The 23018-nt window shown below is 60.3% G+C and carries 29 protein-coding genes, 1 tRNA gene and 1 pseudogene; 13 read left to right on the top strand and 18 right to left on the bottom strand.

What is annotated here, in order from left to right; translation table 11 throughout:
* Positions 1 to 42: 42 nt before the first annotated feature.
* Both BLQ74_RS12025 and BLQ74_RS12020 read right to left on the bottom strand, forming a co-directional pair.
* Positions 43 to 516: a peroxiredoxin gene (locus BLQ74_RS12025; protein WP_090262791.1), complete on the bottom strand. Its 474-nt coding sequence runs from the start codon at positions 514 to 516 to the stop codon at positions 43 to 45.
* A gap of 10 nt (positions 517 to 526) precedes the next feature.
* Complete coding sequence (locus BLQ74_RS12020) at positions 527 to 1084, bottom strand: glycine cleavage system transcriptional repressor (RefSeq protein WP_090262790.1); 558 nt, start codon at positions 1082 to 1084, stop codon at positions 527 to 529.
* Between the two features lie 173 nt (positions 1085 to 1257).
* Here BLQ74_RS12020 and dapA point away from each other — a divergent pair, with 173 nt between their 5' ends.
* The 6 genes from dapA to BLQ74_RS11990 all read left to right on the top strand — a co-directional run bounded on the left by dapA (position 1258) and on the right by BLQ74_RS11990 (position 5824).
* Positions 1258 to 2136, top strand: coding sequence for a 4-hydroxy-tetrahydrodipicolinate synthase (dapA, locus tag BLQ74_RS12015; protein ID WP_090262789.1), 879 nt, complete (start codon positions 1258 to 1260; stop codon positions 2134 to 2136).
* A gap of 16 nt (positions 2137 to 2152) precedes the next feature.
* Complete coding sequence (gene bamC / locus BLQ74_RS12010; RefSeq protein ID WP_090262788.1) at positions 2153 to 3349, top strand: outer membrane protein assembly factor BamC; 1197 nt, start codon at positions 2153 to 2155, stop codon at positions 3347 to 3349.
* Positions 3288 to 4046, top strand: a complete 759-nt coding sequence (locus BLQ74_RS12005; protein ID WP_090262787.1) for an MBL fold metallo-hydrolase — start codon at positions 3288 to 3290, stop codon at positions 4044 to 4046. Before bamC ends, BLQ74_RS12005 begins: the two co-directional genes overlap by 62 nt.
* A 30-nt stretch (positions 4047 to 4076) precedes the next feature.
* A complete protein-coding gene (gene purC / locus BLQ74_RS12000; RefSeq protein WP_090262786.1) occupies positions 4077 to 4787 on the top strand; it encodes a phosphoribosylaminoimidazolesuccinocarboxamide synthase in 711 nt (236 codons plus the stop codon).
* A 94-nt stretch (positions 4788 to 4881) separates the two neighbouring features.
* Positions 4882 to 4971: transfer RNA gene (locus BLQ74_RS11995), tRNA-Ser, on the top strand.
* 166 nt (positions 4972 to 5137) lie between these two features.
* Positions 5138 to 5824, top strand: coding sequence for a PIN domain-containing protein (locus BLQ74_RS11990; RefSeq protein WP_090262785.1), 687 nt, complete (start codon positions 5138 to 5140; stop codon positions 5822 to 5824).
* Here the strand turns inward: BLQ74_RS11990 and BLQ74_RS11985 are convergent.
* The 12 genes and pseudogenes from BLQ74_RS11985 to BLQ74_RS11930 all read right to left on the bottom strand — a co-directional run bounded on the left by BLQ74_RS11985 (position 5804) and on the right by BLQ74_RS11930 (position 13468).
* Entirely contained in the window at positions 5804 to 6802 is a 999-nt protein-coding gene (locus BLQ74_RS11985) for a phage integrase (RefSeq protein ID WP_090262784.1), read from the bottom strand. The genes BLQ74_RS11990 and BLQ74_RS11985 overlap by 21 nt on opposite strands.
* Positions 6802 to 8094 carry a hypothetical protein gene (locus BLQ74_RS11980; protein ID WP_090262783.1) on the bottom strand — a complete coding sequence of 431 codons (1293 nt, stop codon included), beginning with the start codon at positions 8092 to 8094 and terminating at the stop codon, positions 6802 to 6804. Before BLQ74_RS11980 ends, BLQ74_RS11985 begins: the two co-directional genes overlap by 1 nt.
* A 142-nt stretch (positions 8095 to 8236) precedes the next feature.
* Positions 8237 to 9430 carry a zonular occludens toxin domain-containing protein gene (locus BLQ74_RS11975; protein ID WP_090262782.1) on the bottom strand — a complete coding sequence of 398 codons (1194 nt, stop codon included), beginning with the start codon at positions 9428 to 9430 and terminating at the stop codon, positions 8237 to 8239.
* Positions 9431 to 9442: 12 nt separating this feature from the next.
* Positions 9443 to 9769 carry a DUF2523 domain-containing protein gene (locus BLQ74_RS11970; RefSeq protein WP_090262781.1) on the bottom strand — a complete coding sequence of 109 codons (327 nt, stop codon included), beginning with the start codon at positions 9767 to 9769 and terminating at the stop codon, positions 9443 to 9445.
* Positions 9769 to 11193, bottom strand: coding sequence for a virulence factor TspB C-terminal domain-related protein (locus BLQ74_RS27695; protein ID WP_244507184.1), 1425 nt, complete (start codon positions 11191 to 11193; stop codon positions 9769 to 9771). The genes BLQ74_RS11970 and BLQ74_RS27695 overlap by 1 nt, the downstream gene beginning before the upstream one ends.
* A gap of 145 nt (positions 11194 to 11338) precedes the next feature.
* The gene (locus BLQ74_RS11960; protein WP_090262780.1) at positions 11339 to 11569 is read right to left on the bottom strand and encodes a major capsid protein; all 231 of its coding nucleotides are present in this window, start codon (positions 11567 to 11569) and stop codon (positions 11339 to 11341) included.
* 11 nt (positions 11570 to 11580) lie between these two features.
* Positions 11581 to 11796 (bottom strand): hypothetical protein, encoded by a 216-nt coding sequence (locus tag BLQ74_RS11955; RefSeq protein ID WP_090262779.1) that lies wholly within the window; start codon positions 11794 to 11796, stop codon positions 11581 to 11583.
* Between the two features lie 98 nt (positions 11797 to 11894).
* Positions 11895 to 12314, bottom strand: a complete 420-nt coding sequence (locus BLQ74_RS11945) for a DNA-binding protein (RefSeq protein WP_425287489.1) — start codon at positions 12312 to 12314, stop codon at positions 11895 to 11897.
* Between the two features lie 227 nt (positions 12315 to 12541).
* Complete coding sequence (locus BLQ74_RS11940) at positions 12542 to 12772, bottom strand: hypothetical protein (RefSeq protein WP_090262777.1); 231 nt, start codon at positions 12770 to 12772, stop codon at positions 12542 to 12544.
* A 3-nt stretch (positions 12773 to 12775) separates the two neighbouring features.
* Positions 12776 to 13108 carry a lysogeny maintenance protein PflM gene (gene pflM / locus BLQ74_RS11935; RefSeq protein WP_244507183.1) on the bottom strand — a complete coding sequence of 111 codons (333 nt, stop codon included), beginning with the start codon at positions 13106 to 13108 and terminating at the stop codon, positions 12776 to 12778.
* A gap of 22 nt (positions 13109 to 13130) precedes the next feature.
* A pseudogene (locus BLQ74_RS27925) lies at positions 13131 to 13256 on the bottom strand (Arc family DNA-binding protein); the annotation flags it as partial.
* Entirely contained in the window at positions 13253 to 13468 is a 216-nt protein-coding gene (locus BLQ74_RS11930; protein ID WP_090262775.1) for a DNA-binding protein, read from the bottom strand. The gene BLQ74_RS11930 and the pseudogene BLQ74_RS27925, both read right to left, overlap by 4 nt.
* Before the next feature lie 118 nt (positions 13469 to 13586).
* Between BLQ74_RS11930 and BLQ74_RS11925 the strand changes: the two genes are divergently transcribed.
* Together BLQ74_RS11925 and BLQ74_RS11920 are read left to right on the top strand one after the other, a co-directional pair.
* Positions 13587 to 13853: a DNA-binding protein gene (locus BLQ74_RS11925; RefSeq protein WP_090262774.1), complete on the top strand. Its 267-nt coding sequence runs from the start codon at positions 13587 to 13589 to the stop codon at positions 13851 to 13853.
* A gap of 51 nt (positions 13854 to 13904) precedes the next feature.
* Positions 13905 to 14477, top strand: coding sequence for a hypothetical protein (locus BLQ74_RS11920; protein WP_090262773.1), 573 nt, complete (start codon positions 13905 to 13907; stop codon positions 14475 to 14477).
* A gap of 724 nt (positions 14478 to 15201) precedes the next feature.
* Here BLQ74_RS11920 and BLQ74_RS11915 read toward each other — a convergent pair.
* A complete protein-coding gene (locus BLQ74_RS11915) occupies positions 15202 to 16596 on the bottom strand; it encodes a hypothetical protein (protein WP_139199058.1) in 1395 nt (464 codons plus the stop codon).
* 1319 nt (positions 16597 to 17915) lie between these two features.
* On the opposite strand from BLQ74_RS11915, the gene BLQ74_RS11910 reads away from it, so the two are divergent.
* From BLQ74_RS11910 to BLQ74_RS11895, 4 genes are all read left to right on the top strand, one after another.
* Positions 17916 to 18197, top strand: a complete 282-nt coding sequence (locus BLQ74_RS11910) for a DUF3303 domain-containing protein (RefSeq protein ID WP_090262771.1) — start codon at positions 17916 to 17918, stop codon at positions 18195 to 18197.
* A 267-nt stretch (positions 18198 to 18464) separates the two neighbouring features.
* A complete protein-coding gene (locus BLQ74_RS11905) occupies positions 18465 to 19166 on the top strand; it encodes a YoaK family protein (protein ID WP_090262770.1) in 702 nt (233 codons plus the stop codon).
* A gap of 135 nt (positions 19167 to 19301) precedes the next feature.
* Positions 19302 to 19796 carry a DUF1543 domain-containing protein gene (locus BLQ74_RS11900; protein ID WP_090262769.1) on the top strand — a complete coding sequence of 165 codons (495 nt, stop codon included), beginning with the start codon at positions 19302 to 19304 and terminating at the stop codon, positions 19794 to 19796.
* 139 nt (positions 19797 to 19935) lie between these two features.
* Positions 19936 to 20991: a diguanylate cyclase gene (locus BLQ74_RS11895; RefSeq protein ID WP_090262768.1), complete on the top strand. Its 1056-nt coding sequence runs from the start codon at positions 19936 to 19938 to the stop codon at positions 20989 to 20991.
* Here BLQ74_RS11895 and BLQ74_RS11890 read toward each other — a convergent pair.
* Together BLQ74_RS11890 and BLQ74_RS11885 are read right to left on the bottom strand one after the other, a co-directional pair.
* Positions 20979 to 21365 carry a hypothetical protein gene (locus BLQ74_RS11890; protein WP_090262767.1) on the bottom strand — a complete coding sequence of 129 codons (387 nt, stop codon included), beginning with the start codon at positions 21363 to 21365 and terminating at the stop codon, positions 20979 to 20981. The genes BLQ74_RS11895 and BLQ74_RS11890 overlap by 13 nt on opposite strands.
* A gap of 68 nt (positions 21366 to 21433) precedes the next feature.
* Positions 21434 to 21916 (bottom strand): GreA/GreB family elongation factor, encoded by a 483-nt coding sequence (locus BLQ74_RS11885; RefSeq protein ID WP_090262766.1) that lies wholly within the window; start codon positions 21914 to 21916, stop codon positions 21434 to 21436.
* Between the two features lie 140 nt (positions 21917 to 22056).
* On the opposite strand from BLQ74_RS11885, the gene BLQ74_RS11880 reads away from it, so the two are divergent.
* On the top strand, positions 22057 to 22527 hold the full coding sequence (locus tag BLQ74_RS11880) for a hypothetical protein (protein ID WP_090262765.1): 471 nt from the start codon (positions 22057 to 22059) through the stop codon (positions 22525 to 22527).
* 33 nt (positions 22528 to 22560) lie between these two features.
* Here the strand turns inward: BLQ74_RS11880 and BLQ74_RS11875 are convergent, their stop codons facing one another.
* On the bottom strand, positions 22561 to 22995 hold the full coding sequence (locus BLQ74_RS11875) for an RcnB family protein (RefSeq protein WP_090262764.1): 435 nt from the start codon (positions 22993 to 22995) through the stop codon (positions 22561 to 22563).
* Positions 22996 to 23018: the final 23 nt, after the last annotated feature.

Here is a 23018-nt window from a genome sequence, read left to right as displayed (position 1 = left end):
AAAGGCCGCTGATCAGCGGCCTTTTTTCGTTCCTGGCGGGCTTCAGCCTTTGTTCAGCGCCTGCGCGGCGGCAAGCACGGCAGCGACGTGGCCGGGAACCTTCACGCCGCGCCATTCCTGGCGTAGCACGCCGTTGGCATCGATCAGGAAGGTGCTGCGGTCGACGCCCAGGTATTCCTTGCCGTAGAGCTTCTTCAGCTTGATCACGTCGAACAGCTGGCAGAGCGCTTCGTCCTTGTCGCTGATCAGCTCGAAGGGGAGTTCCTGCTTGGCCTTGAAGTTCTCGTGGGACTTCAGGCTGTCACGGGAGACGCCGAACACCAGGGTGTTGGCTTGCTGGAAGGCGGCGTACTGGTCGCGGAAGTCCTGGCCCTCGGTGGTGCAGCCTGGGGTGCTGTCCTTCGGGTAGAAGTACAGCACGACCTGCTTGCCCTTGAGTGCGGACAGTCGTACCTGCTGGCCGCTGGTGGCGTCCGCCTGGAAGTCGGCGACGGCTTTCTCGAGTTCAACTGCCATGGAGGGCTCCTTACGGGTGCTGCGGGCGCCAGGGTTCGATCAGGGCGTCCAGGTTCAGGGCATCGGCGAAGTCGAGGAACTGGTCGCGCAGCCAACTGATCTGGGTGCCGGCCGGCAGGGTCACGGTGATGGTGGCGTTGAGCATGCTGGTGCCGGTATGCGGCGCCTGGTAGGTGTCGCAGGTGAAGTTCTCCAGTTCGATATTGTGGTCGATGAAGAACTGGCACAGCTCGTTGAGGATGTCCGGGCGGTATACCGCGCTCACGTAAGCCACGTAGGGCAAGGCCTGGGCACGAGTGACGTGGGCATTGCTGCGGGTGACGCTGAGGGTGAAACCATGGCGCTTGGCCAGCGCCGGCAGGCCGCCTTCGAGGCGGGCCAGGGCGTCCCAACTGCCGGAAACCTGCAGCACCAGGGCGCTGAATTCGCCGTGGCGGGTCAGGCGGCTGCTGATCACCGAGCAGCGGTTATCGATACAGGTGCGGCAGAGCACGCTGGTCAGCTCCATGGGGTTGGGGCCCAATGCGCTGATCAGAAGGAATTGTTCACGGGGGTGAGAGGCGGACATGCAGCTTTCCTGGGAGTGGCGGCCAAAGGGGCCGCATCGACAAAGGGAAGAGGGTAGCGAAAAGCGGCCGCCAGGGGAATGTCCGACACATGTGCCGGACGCCGCACTCTGCTTGTGCAAGGCAGGTGGCGACAGTACCATTACGGCTTTCTTTTTCCGGCAGGAGCGGTTGCATGATTGCGGGCAGTATGGTGGCGCTGGTCACCCCCTTCGATGCTCAGGGTCGACTGGACTGGGACAGCCTCGCTAAGCTGGTGGATTTCCACCTGCAAGAAGGCACCAATGCCATCGTCGCGGTCGGCACCACGGGGGAGTCGGCGACTCTCGACGTGAGCGAGCACCTCGAAGTCATTCGCCGTGTGGTCGATCAGGTCAAAGGCCGTATCCCGGTGATCGCCGGAACCGGCGCCAATTCCACCCGCGAGGCCGTGGAGTTGACCGAAGCCGCGAAGCGCGGCGGCGCCGACGCCTGTCTGCTGGTGACTCCGTACTACAACAAGCCGACCCAGGAAGGCCTGTACCAGCATTTCCGCCACATCGCCGAATCCGTGGCCATTCCACAGATTCTCTACAACGTGCCGGGGCGCACCGCCTGCGACATGCTGCCCGAGACCGTCGAGCGCCTGTCCAAGGTGCCGAACATCATCGGCATCAAGGAAGCCACCGGCGACCTGCAACGCGGCAAGGAAGTGCTCGACCGCGTCGGCAAGGATTTCCTGGTCTATTCCGGCGATGACGCCACCGCCGTCGAGCTGATGCTGATGGGCGGCAAGGGCAACATCTCGGTGACCGCCAACGTTGCCCCGCGCGCCATGAGCGACCTGTGCGCCGCCGCGATGCGCGGCGACGCCGCCACCGCGCGTGCCATCAACGATCGCCTGATGCCTCTGCACAAAGCACTGTTCATCGAATCCAACCCGATCCCGGTGAAGTGGGCCCTGCACGAAATGGGTCTGATTCCCGAAGGTATTCGCCTGCCACTGACCTGGCTCAGCCCGCGTTGCCAAGAGCCGCTGCGTCAGGCCATGCGCCAGACCGGCATCCTGGCCTGATCGAGGAGCATCGCGCATGAAGCGATTGGCAGGACTGACCGCGCTCGCCCTGGTCATCGGCAACACCACCGGCTGTAGCTGGTTGTGGGGCAAGGACGGCTATTTCCGTGACCGCGGCACCGATTACCTGAACTCTCACGAAACCGCACCGATGAAGGTGCCGGAAGGTCTGCAGAGCAAACCGCTCGACTCCTTGTTGCCGATTCCGATGAGCGTGGCCAACAGCCACGACAAGGACGGCGAGTTCGAGGTGCCGCGCCCGCTGCCGCTGGCCAATGCCGGCAGTTCCAGTGATTTCAGTCTGCAGAAGAGCGGTGACTCGCGCTGGCTGATCGCCCAGCGCCCGCCGGCCGAAGTCTGGCCGCTCGCTCACCAGTTCTTCCAGGACAGCGGCTTCGCCTTCGCTGATGAAAAGCCGCAGACCGGCGAGTTCACCACCCGTTGGCAGACGCTCACGCAACTCTCGGCACCCCTGGCGCGTCGCCTGAGTGGCCGCGTGGCCGGCATCGACCCGACCAGCGAGGCGCGCGTGCGCGTTCGCATCGAGCCGGGCGTGCAGACCAACACCAGCGAAGTCTACGTGCTCAGCGAAACCCGTCCGGCCGGCAGCAGCGCCAGTCAGGACTGGCCGAGCAAGCCGGTGGTCCCGGCGCTCGACGCCGCGCTGCTCGACGAGATGCTCGCCAACATGGCGACCACCACCGAGAAGGGTGGTTCGGTATCGCTGCTCGCCGCGCACTCCACCTACGACACGCCCGGCAGCGTGACCCTGGACAAGGACGGCAACGGCAACCCGATGCTGACGCTGGACTCGGACTTCGATCGCGCCTGGGTCAGCATCGGTCGTGCCCTCGACAAGGCCGATATCCGCGTCGATGACATCAACCGCAGCCTCGGCGTCTACTACGTCAACATCGCCGAAGGGGCGAAGAAGTCCGACGACGACAAGCAGCCCGGGTTCTTCAGCCGCATGCTCGGCGGCACCGCCGAGAAGGCCAAGGCCGAAGAAGATGCCAAGGCGAAGCGCTACCAGGTGCGCCTGACCAGCGTGAACAGTACGGTCCAGGTCACCCTCGATAAGGACATCAACACCTCCGCGCCGGTCGACATCGCGCAGAGCGTGCTGGAAAAACTCGAAGAGAGCTTGCGCCATGCGTTTCGCGGTCCTGGGGAGCGGGAGCCGGGGCAATTCGGCCTTGGTGAGAAGTTCTGACACCCGGATACTGATCGACTGCGGCTTCCCGCTGCGTGAAACCCTCAAACGTCTGGCTCGCCTGGGTGTGGAACCCGGCGAGCTGGACGCGATTCTGGTCACGCACGAACATGCCGATCATGTCCATGGCGTCGAACTGCTCGCACGGCACCACGCTATTCCCGTCTACCTGAGCGACGGCACCCTGCAAGGCATGCGCAAACCAGTGCAGCCGGCAGGGTTGCTCAAAGCCGGTGACCGACTGCTACTGCGCGACCTGGAAATCACCGCCGTCGGGGTCGCCCACGATGCCCGTGAACCCTTGCAATACGTGCTTTCCGATGGTCGGCGGCGCTTCGGTCTGTTGACCGACCTGGGAAGCGCAACCGCCACCGTGCTGGAGTGCTATCGTGGCGTCGATGCACTGATAGTCGAGGCCAACCACGATAGCGAGATGTTGGCCCGTGGTCCGTATCCCTACCCGCTGAAAGCCCGCGTGGGCGGCCAGTGGGGACACTTGAACAACCAGCAGTCCGCCGAACTGGTGGCCGAGCTGGGCTGGGAGACGCTGCAGCACTTGGTGCTGGCGCATCTCAGCGAAAAGAACAACACGCCGCAACTGGCCCGGCAATGCTTCGTCGACACCCTCGGGTGCGACCCGGACTGGTTGCAGGTAGCCGATCAGCATTCGGGGCTCGACTGGCGCGAAATCGCCTGACCCCATCCAACCTAGCAAGCGGAGCCCATCATGGAAAAACGCGAAGAACTCTATCGCGGCAAGGCCAAATCGGTTTACACCACCGACGACGCCGACCGCCTCGTCCTGCTGTTCCGCAACGACACCTCGGCGTTCGACGGCAAGCGCATCGAACAACTCGACCGCAAAGGCATGGTGAACAACAAGTTCAACGCCTTCATCATGCAGAAGCTCGAAGCTGCCGGCATTCCGACCCAGTTCGACAAGCTGCTGTCGGACAACGAAGTGCTGGTCAAGAAGCTCGCCATGATTCCGGTCGAGTGCGTGGTGCGTAACTACGCCGCCGGCAGCCTGGTGCGCCGCCTCGGCGTGGAAGAGGGCCTGCAGCTCAACCCGCCGACTTTCGAGCTGTTCCTGAAGAACGACGCCCTGGGTGATCCCTTCATTAACGAATCCCATGTACAGGCTTTCGGCTGGGCGACCCTGGAACAGCTGGCACAGATGAAGGCTTACTCCCTCAAGGTCAACGAAGTGCTGAGCAAGCTGTTCGACGACGCCGGTCTGCTGCTGGTCGACTTCAAGCTGGAGTTCGGCGTGTTCCACGGCCAGATCGTCCTCGGCGACGAATTCAGCCCGGATGGCTGCCGCCTGTGGGACAAGGAAACCCGCAAGAAGATGGACAAGGACCGCTTCCGCCAGGGCCTCGGTGGTGTAATCGAAGCCTACGAAGAAGTGGCGCAACGCCTGGGCGTGCCGCTGTAAACCGGCGAGTTCACGCAAGCGCCTGATAGCACGCGAAAAATTCGAAAAGAAGGCTTCGCGTTCGGCACTCAAGCTGCTATCATGCGCGCCGCACGGAGAGATGCCGGAGTGGTCGAACGGGACGGATTCGAAATCCGTTGAGTCAGCAATGGCTCCTAGGGTTCAAATCCCTATCTCTCCGCCATTACATATGGCCGAAGCCCCTGAAATGCCTAGCGTTTCGGGGGCTTTGTCTTTTCAGGGCCGGACGAGTGTCGAAAAAGTGTCGAAAACCCGCTCCGCAACCTCCTTTCGTTCTGCCGCGTCCTACAGCAAAATGCCCTGAGCACGGATAGCCCAGGAAGCACGGGATGCGCACGAACTACGTTCTGATCGACTACGAAAACATTCCGGTTAAGTCGCTCGACCTCTTGCAGGACTCGCATTTTCGATTGCGCGTGTTCCTTGGTCCCAATAACTCCAAGCTTCCCACTGAGTTGGTGGTTGCCATCCAGCGCTTGGGAGAGCGAGCTGACTACATCCAGCTTGAGACATCCAGTCCCAACGCGCTCGACTTCCATATTGCCTACTACCTTGGAAGGCTAGCTCTTGAGGACCCAACCGCATTCTTCCATGTAATTTCCGCCGACAAAGGCTTTGACCCATTGCTCAAACACCTAAAGAGCAAGGGTATCTTTGCCATGCGATCCGCAAGTATCGAGGCAATGCCTTGCTTTAAAGAGTTGCCAGCATTGCAGGCGACAATTGCCGCCAGTGCCTCGAATGCAGGCACTAATCAGCCTGTGAACGGGTTACCCGTAAACGCTCCCTCTCAAAGCGATGCATACATCAACACAGCAATCGTCGATTTGATCCGGCGTAGGGGGGCGAAACCGGCCACGGTCAGCAAGCTGATTAACACAATCCACTCGACTCTCGGTAAGCGGAAGGGAGTCAAGCTTGCAGACGCTGAAGATGTGTATCAGCAGCTTCAGAAACGCGGTTATGTGAAAGTCAAGGGTGATAAGGTCTCCTACTCATTGCCAGAGAGTATTTAGCTTCCTCATCGGATTGAAGCGTACAGCGTCCTGCAAGTGATCCGGCGATAGATGCGCATATCGCATAGTCATGGCCAATGACGTATGGCCCAGGATTTTCTGTAGCGTCAGGATATTCCCGCCGTTCATCATGAAGTGCGATGCAAAGGTATGGCGAAGCACATGTGAAGCTTGGCCAGGGGGGAGGGCGATACACCCCTTGATGGTCTGATCGAAGCTATTTCGACAGTTCGAGAACATCCCATGTTTGATGAAGTGGTCTTTGAGCGCCGCTTCTAGGTCGCTATCGATGGGGACCGATCTTGCCCGCTTCGACTTGGTATTCACGAACGTCACGCAACCACCACGAATCCGAGTCGGGCTCAATCCCTCAGCCTCGCCCCAACGGGCACCAGTAGCGAGACAGACGCGCGCCACCATTTCGACATGCGGTGTCTTGCAACGCTTGCGGATCGCACCGAACAACGTCCGAATCTGCTCCTCAGTCAACCACGTCAGCTCACGCTCTTGCAGCTTCAACGGTTTCACCCGCTGGAGCGGATTGGCGAAGTCGATATCCCCGAGCTGTAACAGCTCATTGAACACAGCTCGCAAGTAGCCAAGGCGGTTATTGAGCGTCTTGCCGTTTGCCCCTTTGGAAATCTGCTGGGCGCGATACTCGGCGTACATATGACCTGTCAATTGGCTTGCAACAGGGTCGCCAAGGTCTTTGGCCAGTTGGATTAGTAAGCGCTTGCGGTTTTCTCCGTCAGATAGCGCATGGCCATGTAAAACAGCCCAACGGTCAACTAATTCAGACAGGCGCCTCCGATCCTTTGGCTTGGGGCTCCAATCAGGGTTCTCGATGCACTTCTGACGCACCGTAGCCTCGAATCGCTGGGCCTCGGTCTTGGTCTTGAAACGCTTGCGGAAGCGCTTGCCCTTGATCGGTTCGACGTCAACGAACCAGAGGCCATCGGGGAGCTTGGTAATACTCATCAGATGGCATAGCCCTTCTTCAAGTAGCGGTCACACATGAGCCGGTGTATGTGGCGTTCGAATTCCTTCCGAGTCCAACCCTTGGCGAAGTAGTGGTCTTCGATCACATGCCAGAACTCCAGCCTACGAGCGGACTCGATGGCCTTTTTTGCCGGTATCCGCTCCCGTGCGATGAGGCTGATGAATTGGCCGAGGAACATCTCGCAGTTCCGGCCCGAGAAGCCCTGGGCGGTCTTGTAGTAACGCCGGTATTCCGTGCGTTCGATGAGCGGATCGGCCTCCACCTGGACCTTCACGTCCTGGGACATCAGCGACCAGAACGGATCGAAGGTGGTACGCGATTCCAGCAGGCGGAAATTCTCGCAGGCGTATTGCCAGAGGCCTTGGAGGTGCGGGCACAGGCCTTCATAGGTACGGCAACCGATCACCTCACCAGAGGACAGCGTGGAGCCCTGAGCGAACTGTTCCACCACCGAATGGTGGAAGCGAAACTCTAGGCGCCACACCGTTTCCAGCGGGTTATAGGCGGGTTCGCCATCACCGAAAGGATCGCCATTCAGAGTGGCCCACACGCTCTGCCAGTAGTCGAGCTTATCGGTCGCCCGAGCCTGGAGCGTCTTGTTGTAGATGCAAAGCTGTACGCCCGTGGTCGAGCCGAACATGAAGGTTTCCCCACGACCATACACCGAGGCGCTGCCATCGAACTCGATGCGCTGAATCCCGCTGATCTGGCGCACGCGATGGGCGCGGCAGTGCATCATATCGACCAGCTCGGCGGGAGGTGTCCAGCCCTGCACATCCAGGGCGATATGCACGGCGCACTGGTTCGTTTCGCAGGCGCTCAGGACACCTGCGGCCAGGTCATCGAGCACCCCTTGGAGAATCTTCGGATCGGCGCCATCCAGGGCGTGTGGCGAGACTTCGATTTTCAGATGCGGGCCGATGTTCTCGGCTTTCACGTTGTGGTTTTTGATCAGCAGGATCAGGCCCATGTCGGCGTTTTGAAGCCGGTACTGATAGCCAGAGTCCCGCCCGATGCGACCCTTGATCCACTCATAGCCGGCGAACTCTACGAGGTCATCTTTCTGCTCGAAAATGGCCAGCACTTCGGGACGGATCAACCCGTTGTACAACTGGCGAACCGTGTCCACGCCACAGCGCAGGAAGCGCACGCCGGACAAATCGGTCCACTTCACCGTCTTGTCGTTGAAGAACAAGCGCCCTTCGGGCGACTCAAAAACTTGGCCGTCCGGTTTCATCACGACGCGGATTTGATGGGTCGGTTTACTCATTTTTCAAACACTCCAAATAGCAACGAATCGAAACGGTGATCTACTAGCTTTCTGACGTGTTACAGGGACGTCGACCGCGCCGGCCGGGCGGTTTGCGGTGGGGCTCCTCCGTCGCCTCCAGCCGCAAAACGGACCCGGCCGGCTACCACAGGAATTCCCCTTTCTGATGCGGAATGACCGTCACCCTCGGCCCGCCGTAGTCCTCGGCGTTGGCCTGCTGGCTGGTGTTCTCAGGGAGGGGTTGGGCCGGCGTCTGCGGCTGCGCTAGGCGCTGATCCAGGGCGTTGTTGCGGTCCGGGAGGGTCGGGTCGAAATAGCCGTCTCTAGCCACGCTCAAGCAGAAGTCGAAGCTGGTTCCGAACTTGCTGCCCTGCTGCGTGTAGCACTGGCAGGAAACGCCATCCTTCACCGTGGACGGTGGTCGCCGGGCGACGAGGCGCGGGTCAGTGGTGGACAGGCAGTACACGCGGGGATGGCTCACCGGCTGCGTGAGCTGGTCATACACCGGAGCCGACGAAGGCAGATCGGGCACCCTCGGCTTGCGGCGCTCAAGGTACTGCTCCGGCGTGAGCGGCTTGCCTTCGCCCGTGCCACCCGTGGGGCTGATCAACGAGCCCACCGTGGACTTCACCTGATCGACCACGCCCTTGTCTTCGCTAGCCTTGGTGCTGCTCGCCTCTGCTGTGGCCGCTGGCTTGCTGCCCTCGGCATAGCGCTCATAGGCGCGGTACACCATGAACGCCGCGCCGAGGATCACGGCGATCGCCAAGATCATTTTCTTCGGCGGGTTGAACTTGAAGTGGTGCTTGGCCTGGGTGCTGGTGTAGACGCCGAAGTACTTCTTATCGAGCTTGAGGACCGTCTTGTCCGCGTCCTTGAAGCTGGTCTTCTTCTCGACAGCCTCGATGACGACTTCCGACTCGAAGCGCAGCAGTTGCTGTGACTTGAACACCCGCCAGTAGTGGATATGCCCGTTGCACAGGCGGCGCAGGTGCACGTCGATATAACGCGGATCCTGGGTGACGAGGTGTACCTCATGGCCCTGGTGGCGCATGGTCTCGAAGCGGGTGATGTGCTCCGGTGGCCGGTTGCGCGGATCGCGGGCACCGAACCAGCCCTGGGCCTCATCCACTACGACGATTGCGTCATTGGGCAGTTCGTACCACTTGAGCGGGTCATCGAACTCGAACCACGCCGCCTCCAGCTTCTCCGGCTTGAGCCCGGCGACGTTGTGGAAGTAGACCACCCGGCCCTCGGCCTTCGCCTTGGCATCGACTTCGCGGATGGTGTTGAGGGTCTTGCCGTGGCCGGGTTTGCCGGTGCGGATATAGAGCATGGCCGTTCCCCCTTAGGCGTCGATGTAATCGCGGCCCGGGGGATTCCAGACCTGTTTGCGACGGCGGTCGCTGATCTTGTCCAGACCACTGAGCACCATGCGGGTGGTGACGGCGGCGAGGAACATGTTGATGCAGACGTCGATATTGGCGAGGCCGAGGATCTGCTGAATCACGATGGAGCCAGCACCGAAGCGCCCAGTGATGTAGCTGCGCACCTGATCGAGCAGCAGATTCGACCCGGTGTACGTGATGAAGCCAATGCCGATCACCTTGAAGACCAACCGCACCAGCGGCCCGATGATCATGAACACCAGTTGAGCCAAGTAGACGAATTGCATCATTCACCTCCGAAAGCGCGCCCGACGTAGAGGGCGCAAAAGACGCTGGTACCGATGAGGAAGAGGACTCCGAGGTCGCTGGCGGCGGCGCACAGCGGCTCGTAGCTGAGCTGGAAGGTCCGCCCGCCGTTGGTTTGCAACGAGAACGACTTGGCGGCAGGACAGGTAGCCGGCAGGAAGCGGCTGCCCTGGTTGAGGAAGGAAGGGGCTTCGATTTGGCCGTCTTCTTCCTGGGCGAACTGGCTGCCAGAGATGAGGCCTTTGACCTCATCCTTGTGCTTGGGAAAATCGCCCTGATCCTTCACCTCGCAGCGCAGTTGCTTCTGCTGGCGGACCATGGCGCAGTCGATAGCGTCCCCTTCACAGGCCAAGGCGGCGGCGCAGTCGGTGTCGCCGGACGCGGTGCGCTCGGGCTCTTCGTCGTCCTGCTGTTCGTCGCTGGTATCGTCTTTGCTGCCGTTCTTGCAGCCGGCGCCGGTGCAGTTGGATGAACTGCCGCCACTGGTGCCATCAGCGTTGGTCTTGCTGGTGCTGTTGTTCACCGTGGTGGTGGACGTGCAGGCATTGGTGCCGGTGCAGTTGGTCACCGTGGTGGTGGTAGTGGTGTTGGTGGTGCTGGAGCCGTCCAAGGCGGTGGTCTCGGTGACCTCGGTTTTGGTCTGGGTGTCCTTTTTGCTCGGGCTTGGCTTGCCGGTGGTGCAGACCAATTCGCCGTTGGCGGTGCCGCATTTCAGGTTGCCCGGCTCGGTGGCGGAGTCGGTAGAGAGGCAGGAGTAGTGCACCCGGCCTTCGGCGTCCTCGACCTTGTTGGTGCATTCATTGGACTTCGAGCTGGTCGGCTTGCGGTCGGCCGGCGTGGACGGCTCGGGAGTATCGGTACTGGCGGTGCAACTGGCGCCAGTGCCGAGATAGGAATAGTTCTGCCAGATGCCGGCAGGATCACCCGAAACGAATCGATAAGCATCGGTGGTGGTGGCGGGTGATGAGTAAAGGCAGGAGCCGGCACACATTGCAGCCGGTGGTTCAGACGGGTTTACGAAGTGGCCGTCTTTGATATCGCCCACCTTGTGGGCGTGGGCAATCGACTGCCCCTTGGTCGCTTCGCACTTGTCCGGTTCAGGCGCATTGCACTGCCCCGTCTCTGCATCGTATGTGTAGTTTTGCGGGCACGAGTCTCCAACGCGGAGGACTCTGTTGTCATAACTCTTACCCTGAACGCCGAAGACCCAAACCGTTTCCGCTTTGGATTGCCAGTAATACGCCTGAGAGGCACCCCACGTCGCAGTGACATAGGCACGCGCAACTGCATCAGGCGAGACGCCTTGGGTAGTCCCAAAGTGCCAGTAATACTCAGTGGCGCTGGCAACAGAGGTGCAGAGTAAAAGCAGGTACGCCGCCAGCAGAGCACGGACAGTCTTGCTCATGATCACACCCGCCCGAACAGCACCACGGCAAACGCCAGGGTGGTGACGATGAGGACGAACCATTGAACGGTCATGAGCGTGTCTCCAGAAAAAAGAACCCCGCCGGAGCGGGGTTCGGTGCTTCGGCTGTGAGGCCGGGTGGGGGTTACAGGGCGCGGCGCATGTACTTGAAGGCCGCGGCGGCGACCAGCACGGCGAACACGGCCCAGCCGATGGTGTTGGTGTCGGTGCCCGCGGTGGTCAGCGCGGTGGTGGCACTGGCCGGCACATCGGCCATGGAGACGCCGACGACGCCGAGGGACAGCGCACTGACAGCGGCGGCCTTACGACCGAACGCGAAGGCGCGGTTTTGCAGGTGGGTTTTCAGTTGTTTCATGGCGAGTTTCCTCATTGCTTCAGGAGTCGTTTCAGGACCAGGAAGCCGAACGCGATGCAGAAGAGGCCGAGCACTTCGCCGCGCAGTTCGTCCACCTGTTCCCAGGTGAGTGCAGAGCCGAGCTGGCTCTGCATTTCCTCGCTCGTGTAGGTGTGCAAGGTGCCGGTGCAGATGGCCGCGCCGTCTGCGTTCACAGCCCAGGCACCGTCACAGGCGAGGAAATTCACAGGAGGCGCGCCATACCGTCAGCCCAGCCCCAGACGTAGCCCGTGGCGAGTCCAACGGCGAAGAGGGTCAGGTAGCGATACATGGCGCCCTCCTAGACTCAGGACTTGGCCGGATCGGCCGGCTTGTCCTGGGCGGGTTGTTGGGCTTGGCGGGCGGCGGGCTGGCTCGGTGCCGGGCGACTGACCGGAGCGGTGGCGTACACCTCTTTGCCCACGCTCAGCAGTTCGACGAGCACCTGCGTATTGGTGATGTTGCCGAAGCGGTCCTTGGTCGGGCGGACGACGCTGGCGAACTTGCACAGCAGCGGCTCGCCCTGGAAGACGATGCCGTCGAGCAGGGTCGGCTCGATGCTGTACTCGCTGATCTCGAAGCCCTTGGCGTTGCCGCGAGCGCCTTCGGGGATCGGGGCGATCGACTGGACGGTGGCGTAAATCTCGCCCGTGGTCTTGGAGGTGTAGTGGTCGGTCTTGGTGACCCACAGCTCAACAACGCCGCCAGCGGATGCAAACATGTTCATTGGTCGTTCTCCTTTTGCCTTTTTCGGGCATGAGTTGGCCCGCTGCTGCAAATTGGGCGCATTGGTGGCCGTCTTTCAGCGGGTGGGGTGGTGCTCGGTTTTTGCGGTGGTGCGGGTGGCGAGTGGGGTAAACACCAAGGGCTCTGCCCTTGTCATCCCGCTCTCGCCGCCGAGGGCTCAGGAGCGCGGGGCGGTGAAGCTGCCCCTCACTCCCGAGCGGAGGCTATTCAGGGCGGGGCGCGGTCAAGGGTGCGCTTCGCCCGGCGCTCCGTTTGTCCGAACGGGAAAGCGCGTTCGGACAAGCCGGGGCGGCGGCCCTGGACCGGCTTGGCCTGGGTGCAGTTGTGGCGGTCAGCCCAAAGCGAAATCTCATGGGCCACGCAGATCAGCGGCAGGCCGACGCAGATGAAGAGGAAGAACAGCCAACCGGCGATGAAGGTGAGCGCGTCAGTGGGCATGGCTCAGGCCTCCAGCTCGAAGGGTTCGCGGATCGGCACGAAAGGCACTGGCTTGCCGATGTTCGCGCACTCGTACCAGTACTGCGGCGGACGGCGCGCGGGCATGTGTTTCGCGCAGGTAAAGCCCGGTTCCACCCGGTACGTTGAGTGGATCGAGCGCCACACACCCCGAACGAGCGCCATCGTAGTAACGACCGTGAAGACCCGCGTAGGGCGGCACTCGGTGCAGGGTGTGGACTGGGAGAGAGCGGGCTTGGCCAGTTCGCGACGGGACCAGCAGACAGAGCAGTTGCAGGCCTCGGAATGTGGTTGATGCAGGTACTTGCTCGACAGCATCGGCGGGTACCTCCCCAGCGAAGCTCTGTTGAAGGCGGAAGACCAGCTCAGCGTTCAGGGAGCGGAGGGAAGCCTCGGCGGCTTGCTCTACCTGAGTGCGAAGCGCTGGAGGCATGCGGAGCTTGAATTGCGAGTCAGTGCGGCTCATGCGGTCCACTCCTGCTCCAGCAACCAAGTGCGGAGCAGTGCGCTGTTCACCATGCGCAACTTGCCGAGCTTTACGGACGGGAGGACGCCCCGGTAAACCCAGGCGCGGGCGGTGCCGAAAGTGACGCCGTTGCGCTCCGCCCACTTCTCGATGGGTTCGACATCCTGTTGTGGCCCTACAAGGGCGCTGGGGTTCAGCTCTTCCAGTTCCATGCTCGTTCCGTCACTATTCGTTTCATTAGCCATGAGCGGCTAGAGAAATAATTGCTCGGAGAAATTATTTCCCTATAAGACAGCTTGGGGCAACTATTTCCCTGGAATTATTTTCTATATGAGCACGACAGCCGATAGAGCAAGGCTATTAATCAAGAAGATCGGCCCAAAGAAGGTCAGCCTTCACGGAGGCGACTACGAGCGCTGGAAGAGCGTTAGCAAGGGAGCCATCCGAGTAAGCACGGAAGAAATCGACGTGTTGGTGAAAATCTATCCTCAGTACGCACTCTGGCTGGCCAGCGGAAATACAGCACCAGAGATAGGTCAGACCAGCCCTGACTACGACGCAGCGCAATCAAACTTGCCAACTCAAAACGCGGGATAGCGATCACTCAAGAAGCAGCTAGGCGATGGTATGCCCGTAGGAGAAATGCAAATGGATGAGCAGCTGAAAAACTTGAAATTCGACATGGATGAGGAAGTCGCTGAACGCGAGCGGCACTTTGCCCAACGCCGTCGGGCGCAGCCCCTGGACATCAGTCACGCCATCATCTTGGGCGCCATCATCATCGTGGTAGGTATTTGGGGCGGGAAGATCTACTACGACTACCTTCAAGAACAACGCGCCAAAGCAGCCCTCGAATACCTAGCCCGTAGCCTGAACCCTCCCATGCAGGAATCCACTCCACCCCCTGCGCAAGATCCCACGCCTCGATACCAGCCACCAGCAAAGCCAATCGCCACGCAAGCCGCAGAGGCTCTCCAGCCAGCCGCGAAGGCTTTTAGTCATGCAGTCAGCCAAACCGGCCTCGAGTTCATGGCCGGTACTGATGGACCTATGGGCGATGGTGCACGGGCAGCCCTGAAACAACAGGCAAGAATCGAACAACGCGACCAAATCGGTAATACCAATATTGTCCGAAGCCTCAAAGAGTGCATGAAGCCTGGTAACGTCGTGGATAACGAAGTGAAAGCCTGCACAGAGGGGCGCTTGGAGAAAACATGGTAGTTAAGGGCGGAACGCCAAGGAACGACAGATGGGATTAATGGACAGGGAGTGGTTCAGGGATGAAAGCCGCAAACGTGATGGCTTGCCGCCAAAGAACGACAGCGGAAGCGGAAATGGCACGAGACGCCCGAACAAGGCTCACTGGTCCACCACCCCCGAAGACGTAGCAAAAGCCAACAACGTACCGCCAGCGCACGCTGTATTAGCTGCACGCTATGAAATGGCAATCAGAGCAAGGACGAAGAAGACCTTCGCGCTTGGATTCATCTGCGGCGCAGCTACATGCGGTATAGCTCTCGCGCTTTTCTACCTGTAAACGCTTCGAGCCCATGTCGAAAAAGTGTCGAAATCAACGAAACGCAAAGGCACGATTCGCAGCGTCGGAACGACGAGAGCGTAGACAATAGGACGTATTGGTACGCTTTGAAATGCCCCTCGATTCCCTAGTTATGAAAGGGCGGCTTTCGACCCGGGGCGGCTAGTCACGACAGGCAGGAAGCGGCCAATAGTGGTCAATTCGCGTTTGGGATGCTGGGCCGGAGGAGACGTCGAGCGGCGTCTAAGCTTGAGGGTAGGTTTTCCACTCGCCTCGAAGCACTTACCCTCTATTACGACGGTTGCGCATGCGCCTTACCACATCCGAAAGCAACCGCTGATCTGAGCATGCAGTGCACTACCAGTAGACAAGGAAGGTAGCCTTCAGGCCATGGAGAGCGTGATGAGATTATGGCTCATCGAACTCCATATTCATAAGCCGCCTCAAATGAATTTCACGTCGCAGCTGCATCGGGCCATTCGCGCCTGGCGGCATGTGAAATTTCTTCATGACATCAGGGTCTTGTGCCAAATAATCAAGCTCGCTACATTCATCATACATATTTTCCCAGTGAGACACTACATTAGCTCTTATTCGAGACGGCGCACGAATTTTAGAGTGATCATCAAGAATAATGTCTGGCAGCTTAAGTCTCCGAAATGCTCTACTAGTAAAGCACTCAGTGCCAAGGAGCTTTCTATTGAAAGCTGCGGCCCTTAACGTGCCGGGCAGTATGAACTTGCCGCGCTTCTGCCTCAGGAGTTTTAAATAAGTGTCAAACTCAAGATCGCTAATTGCCTGAGATGGTGGGCTCTCAAATCCTCGATGTGACAGCATTGCATCAACTAACTGGGGAAGGGATTCATCAATATTTTGAGCGACTAACTCCGTAGTCAAGCCAATCTCTTCAATGTACTCATAAAGCATAAGCACGAGATAGAAGGCCACCACCTGTCGCGACATCCCTCGACACAGGTCGTTGCAAAGCGCGTCACCTAAATACTGGTTCAAAATTCTGTCACTGATTATGTTTGCGAATATGGCCAAGTCCATACTCGACATGTTCAGCGCTATGCGGCAGAGCGTAGCAACCACTTTAAGCCTGTGGCGGAGGGATTGCGTCGGAAAATGAATTGCAACAAGAATATGGATGATATTGTATTCAAGCCTGCTGCTATCTTCGAGCAACTGCGTAAACTTCGCATCTATCCTGCCGTGCTGAATATTATCTACCCCCCCTTTCGTGCAGGCTACCCATTTATATTCTCCCTCATACTCATGGGCAACCGCATTGGCTTCGAGTATTGAGAGCATGCTGATAGATGTTTCAGCAACAAGAGTATCATTTATGTACAAGTGTACAATGATGACTGTGCCATGCCTTTCTGAGTAGGTGAGTCCGTGCTTTGTCACCAAATCCCCCAGCCTTACCTGGCGATGCACACGATTGAAATCATTATGCATCTTAATTTCTGCAGCGTTCAGCATGGCGACTGAAAGGGCCGATTTCCCCTGAGCAATAATTTTCGAAAGCGCGACACTCCTACGGTAGAGAAACTCCATCCCCCACGCTGTGGTTGTCAAGTCGAGATAATGTGTGTATTCATGAATGCAGAGGTTGTAGGCATTTATTTCATTAGGGATCAATTTGTTCTTGCGGATGCTGGGGTTTAGCGCTGATCGAATAAGTTTTTTGTTAGAGGCCGTATATGAATTAAATAAAATTACGCTAGTAGTGAAGTCAAGGCTTCCCTCGTCATCCGGCGAGCGTAGCGTGAACCTTACACCTGGCTTAATCTTCATAAGTTACCTTGAAATTTTTATTTGAAAGCATAAGTTTATTATACACCCTGATACTCAATTAGTGATCCAGAGACATAAGAGCATTCAGCTTGTTCGTGCGAATTAGAAAAGAAGGCTGCGATAGCGATTTTGCATGTAAGGTACCATTTAGCGTTCGGGATAGATACTGAACGCCACCATCACGGGGTGACTGCTTTTGGCCGATTGCTGCCCGTTGAATCTGTCGAAAAAGTGTCGAAATCAACGAAACGCAAAGGCACGATTTGCAACATCGGAACGACGAGAGCGTAGACAATAGAACGCATTGGAACGCTTTGAAATGCCGCTCTAGAGGGTTCAAATCCCTATCTCTCCGCCATTACATATGGCCAGAACCCCTGAAATGCTTAGCGTTTCAGGGGTTTTGTCTTTTCTGGGGTAGGCCTGCAAGGCAGGTTCCCAATCCTGGCGCTGCTCAGGGAATCCCATCGTTTGCTGCGGCGGCTGGCCATGCGCTTGGTTTCCGCTGGAATCCATCGACCGGAGTGCTTGCGTACCCGTGTTGCGTCGATGTGAACCAAGTGGCGTGCCGCCGACGCCATGGGGATCTGTGCGGAGAGCTTCGAGAACGCCGCTCATCTCGCTGCCGGATGCACAGTCGTTACCAGGGGCGTTGCGCAGCGTGGCTGGAAAGGTTGTAGCGGCATTGGCTTTCCGTTCCGCGGCGACGTTGGGTTAGCAGGTACACGACGGGCGATAGTCATTTCCCGTCCTGTCCCTCGTTCCTCAGAAGGAAAACAATCTAAAAAGCCCGGCTCGCGCGTCGGGCTTTTTGCTACGCTGAAAATGTAGGTGAAAACGCAGACTGATGCGCAAGTGGATAGCAAGGAGACGTGGGGCACGTTCCCAAGGGTACACGGTTAGATAAGCAAGATATGTCCCTTATGCCGTGTGAAGTGGGAGAGCTGATGACTCTTCTGCCAGATGCCTGATAAAACCTTGTAAGCCGGAGACCAGCGCCGGCCACCTACTTGAATCCCAAAGCCCGGCCAATGCGCCGGGCTTTCTCGTTTCCGGCCGGGTGTGCGCTGTTTCTGCGCGACTGCGGCGTTCTCCGCGGCATAAACCGGCTCTTGGTCTTTTGCCTCGCGAGCCGGACATATCCGCTGGGCGGTCGAGGATGAACGGCCGCGCCGACTCCTCGGTAGCTGCTATGCCTTAGGGTGAGATACCGCTCCAAGCCCCTCGCTGTAACGCTTGGCTAACACCGGCGTGCCATGGCTGCGGTGCCGCATCGGGCACGCGAACACTCGTTGTCCATTCTGGGCAGGAGGTGGCAGATGTTATTCATCATCAGTTGGACGATCAGCACTGACAAACGCAACAGCGCCATCACGCGCTTCCTCAAGACCGGTGCGAAACCGCCGGCGGGCGTGACCATGAAGGGACGTTGGCATACCGTGGGCCGCTCAGGTGGATTCGGCCTGGCGGAAACCGATGACCCGCTCCGGCTGCAGCAGTGGATGCTCGAGTGGAGCGACTTGATGCAGATGGAAGCCTATCCGGCGCTCACCGACGAGCAGGCGGCGCCCTTGTTGGCAGCGGTGGCCGCCACCTTCTAGCGATCGTCGGGCGCCGCGCGCAGGCGCCCTCTCGAAGGGGGCTGGTCAGGGCACTGAATCCGCCCCCCTTTCAGGCGCTGCCAGGGACTTGGCGCGGCTGATCTTCGCCGCCTTCGTCGTCCAGTTGTGGTGAATCCCCGTTGATTTGAGCCGAAGCCCGGACATGGCTCCGGGTTTTTTGTGCCGCGCATACCAATGTATGGCTCACATCTCCCTTGGCATGTGCTATAGAGCGGCCTCCAGTCGATTTGAACGGTAGCCGTCCGCATGCTTCCCCACCCTGGTAATCGCACCAGCGCAAAGCGTTTGCACCTGCACAGAGTTCGCGGGCGGGTTGGATTGTGGCTGGTTGGGGGCCTCTCGGTGCTCGCTGGAATGACCGACGCCATCGGCTTTCTTGCGACCGGCGACTTCGTTTCCTTCATGAGCGGTAATACCACCCGGCTGGCAGTGGCCATGAGCGAAGGGGAGGTGGTGTCGGTGGTTCGTCTGTCGATGGCCATCGTCAGCTTCGTCATCGGCAACGCCCTGGGAGTGATCCTGGCGCGGCATACCCGTCGCCGTGCTGCCCCGGTGCTGCTGATCGTCGCCATCCTGTTGGCGGCGTCTTCTGCCTGGCCGTTCGAGTGGCATGCGCCGGCCCTGGTCATGTCCATCCTCTCGATGGGCATGCTCAATGCGGTGGTCGAGCAGGTCAACGGCTTGCCGATTGGACTGACCTATGTCACGGGCGCGCTCTCCCGGTTTGGCCGTGGCCTCGGGCGTTGGATGCTCGGGGAGCGGCGGCCGGGCTGGCGCGTGCAGCTCGTGCCTTGGTCAGGCATGTTGCTGGGGGCGGCCTTTGGCGCATTTCTGGAGCATCGACTGGGACTGTCGGCGATGGCGGCCAGTGCCATGCTGGCCTCCATTCTCGGGGTGGCTTCGTTGTTCATTCCGCGGCCATGGCAGTTGGGCTACATGCCGCGCTAGAGGACAGAAGTTGGCGGCGCTTTGACCACGGACTGCCTCTGGCGACGTTGCCGCAGGCCCGCTGTCGCTGTGCGGCGTCGCGGGGGCGTATAGACTGCCGCAGGTTTCCCCTCTGATCCGTGTTTCAGGACTGTCATGCTTTTCGTCGTTATGCTGGGTGGCCGACACCCGCGCGCCAGTATCGAGGTTCACGATGTGGTCTTCGCCCTGGCCGATTCCCTGGAAGAAACCCACGCGCAATTGCGTAACGCCTGGTTCGGCAGCCCGAAGGGTTTGCATATCGATTCCTGGCTGGAGGTCGATGGCGTCGACGGCTATCGCTTGGAGATGGCCGCCACGCCCCAGCCGCCCGGTGCGCCACGGCTGTTCTTCATCAACCTCGGTGGCTACGAGCCGCATGCCTTTGGCGAGGCGCACCAGTACTTGCTGGTAGTGGCGCGGGACAAGGCGGAAGCCAAGGCCAAGGGCAAGCGGCGCCTGGCCGCGCACTGGGACAAGGCGCATACCGATGCGCTGCATGAGGTGGATGACTGCATCCCCATCGACCATGTGGCTGGTCGCTATATCCGCCTGGTGCAGGGCGAGAGCCGCGGCATGCTGCAACGCAGCGATTACATTCTGCTGTCCTGAGTGTGCAACGCCTGCGCTGTGTAACAAGCGACGCGGCTGACTGGATATGATGTCGTGACCTTTATTGCTGCCCGTGCGGTGGGCGGGTTCATGGCAATCTGCTAGCTTCCTTGCTGTGCAGTCTGCATCTGGGCGATGTATGGGAGCAGCAGTGGGTAAGGGACTATCGTTCGCCAAGCGTATCTACTGGCCGCGGATAATCGGGCTGGGGATCGGATTCTTCTGCGTCGCCGCCGGGCTGCAGCCATTGCAACCCGCAGGCTGGCTCTGGCTGCTGCTGGTGGCGAACGGCTTTCTCTGGCCGCACCTGGCCTACCAGTTGGCGCGGCTCGCCAAGGCGCCCTATCAGGCGGAGCGCCGCAATCTGTTGCTGGATTCCTTGTTCGGCGGTTTCTGGGCTGGCGCCATGCAACTGAACCCGCTGCCCAGCGTGACCATTCTGTCGATGATGGCCATGGACAACATTGCCGGCGGTGGCCTGCGCTTCTTCTTCATGGGGTTGTTGGCACAGCTCGCCGGCGTGCTGCTGGCGATGCTGCTCCTGGGCTTCGCCTTCACCCCACTGACGACGCCGCTGCAGGTCTATGCCTGCCTGCCCATGCTGGTCATCTATCCGCTGGCGGTGGGCTGGGTGAGTTTCAGCCTGGCGCGGCGGCTGGCCGAGCACAAACAGGTGCTGCGCGCGGTCAGTCGCACCGATAGCCTGAGCGGTCTGCTCAATCATGGTTCGTGGATGGACCAGTTGGAAAGCGAGTTCCAGAAATGCCGGCAGCAGCAAGCGCGGGCGAGCGTGGTGCTGATCGATATCGACTGTTTCAAGGACATCAACGACCGCTTCGGTCATGTCCTCGGCGACATGGTGATCACCGAGCTGAGCAAGGTGCTGACCCATTCGCTGCGTGACAGTGACATTCCCGGCCGCTATGGCGGCGACGAGTTCTGCGTGATCCTGCCTGGGACCACCCAGGGGCTGGCGGTGGAGATCATGCGGCGGCTACGGGAGAACTTCGCCAGGCTGCGCTATGACTTGGCGCCGGAGCTGACCGCCAGCCTGAGCATCGGGGTGGCCTGCTACAGCCCCTACCAGATCGACGCCTGTGCCTGGTTGAACGAGGCGGACAGGGCGCTCTACCAGGCCAAGAGCCAGGGGCGCGATCGGGTGGTGGCGCTGTCTCCGGCGCCTCAGCCGCAATAGCTGTCCATCTTCTGCCGATTCTTTTCGCTGGGATCGGCCTGGTACTGCTGGCGCCAGAACTGGCAGGGCGCGCTGTTGAAGCGTTTGTCCTGCTCGCTCTGCTCGACCTGACGGTTCTGCTGGGCCTGGATCTGCCGCTGATTCTCCAGGAAGCGCTGGAACATCGCTTCACTGCCATCGCCGGTTGCTGCCGGTTGGGCCGGCGCCGCCGGCGGCGTGGCGCTGGCCGGTGTACCGAGTGCTTTGGGGAATCCGGGGAGCCAGTGATAGAGCAGGGCGCCACTCACGGCCACGGCGGCGCAGCCGAGCCAGATACCGGCGGCGATGCCGAGGATGAGCTTCCAGGTGCTGATGCGGAGGGTGGGTTCTGGCATGACATTCACTGCACGGTTGCGAGCCCCTGTGATAGCGCAAATCGGTTGCCGCCGGAAGCCGGCCGCTATCAGAGGATCTGGGTGATTTCGTAAGTCTGGCGCGCGCTGCCGCTGCCGACTTCCAACTCATCGCCTGCTTGGCGATTGAGCAGGGCGCCGCCCAGCGGCGAGCGTGGCGTGATGACCAGGACTTCCTGGCCATCCAGTTCGATTTTCAGGCCTGCGGCGTCCGGTCCGAGGAACAGCCATTTGCTGCGACCGTCCGCGTCGGCCAGTTCCACCAGGGCGCTGGTCTGGATGCCCTGTTCGGCATCGAAGTTGCGCAGCACCAGATTCTGGAACAGCGCCAGCGACTGGCGGATTTCTTCCACGCGACGCGCCTGGCCGGCGGCCAGATAGGAGGCCTCCAGGCCGAGGGTGTCGTATTTGTTCTCGGCGATGCTTTCTTCGTGCGTCGCCGCTTCGTGGGCGGTTCGCGCGGCGCGCAGGGCCACCTCCAGATCTTCTTCGAGCTTGGCGAGGATGCGTTGGTAGGCGTGTCGCTTGTTCATCGGGCGGGGATCGTCGGCTGGCGGGCGACGCCTATGCTAGAGGCTTTGCGGACTGGCTGCGAATTTTCTGGCGAGTATCTTCAAGATTTCCATCGATAGGTCGATAGCCCGGCTGGACCCCATGGAGCTAGGGCAGCGGGATGAACATTTCTTTCTCTTCGAGCGCGTCGACGGCATCGCTGAATGTTCGCCTGCCGGCGTCTGCCTCGACCGCGACGACAGATACCAGCGCCGACGCAGCGGCGAGCGGCACGAGCGATACGGCAGCGGCCGGGCAAAGCAATGCCGGCCAGAAGGGCCAGGCCGGTGGTGCTGGCGCGGCAGGCGGGGCGGCGGGTGGTTCGAGCAGTAGCAGCAGTAGCGAAATCATCGCCAAGCTGCAGAAGCAATTGCAGGAATTGCAAAAGCAGTTGCAGCAGCAACAACAGGAGTTGTCAGCCGCGCAGTCCCGCCAATATTCCTCGGATGCGGAGCGCACGGCCGCGGTGATGGCCTTGCAGACCCAGGTCGCGAACACCTCGGCGGCCATGCAGGCGGTAGTCGCGGCGCTGGCCGAGGCGATCCGCAACCAGGGCGGCAGTTCCGGCTCGCTGATCAGCACCAGCGCCTGAGGAACGCCCCGCGGCGAGGCGGGGCGCTCAGGTTCAATAGCCGGCGAGGATGTTCACGATCACGCCGGTAGCGACGGCGATCAGCACGTAGTCGCCATTGATGTACAGCCAGCGGTGGTCACGCGGCGGCGCGTACAGATGGCGCGCGTGCCAGTCGGTCACCCAGTAGCGATCGCCGCGGAACCTGGGCTCGACCACCACGCCGCTGCGCCATTCCCGATGCGGCACCGGCATCCCGGCTTGTGGGCGATAGCCCGGATTGCGGTAGGCATGCGGGTCGGCGTGTGGCGGCCGCGCCTGGTCGCGCCCTTGCTGCCCATGCTCGTCGTGCTGCGGCTGGCCGTCCGGGTGCGGACGCTTGTCCGGCCCGTGCTGATCGTAGTCACGCTCCGGGCCGGGCTGGGCGAAACTGGCCAGCGGGGCGCTCATCATCAGCGCCGCGCAGAGCAGGGCGACGGTTTTCTTCATGGTTTTCTCCTTGCGGCGTCCGG

Origin of the sequence: Pseudomonas panipatensis (assembly GCF_900099785.1) — a bacterium.
Classification (GTDB): Bacteria; Pseudomonadota; Gammaproteobacteria; order Pseudomonadales; family Pseudomonadaceae; genus Pseudomonas; species Pseudomonas panipatensis.
The sequence above is the reverse complement of the archived record's forward strand: the minus strand, read 5'-3'. Positions and strand labels throughout refer to the sequence as shown.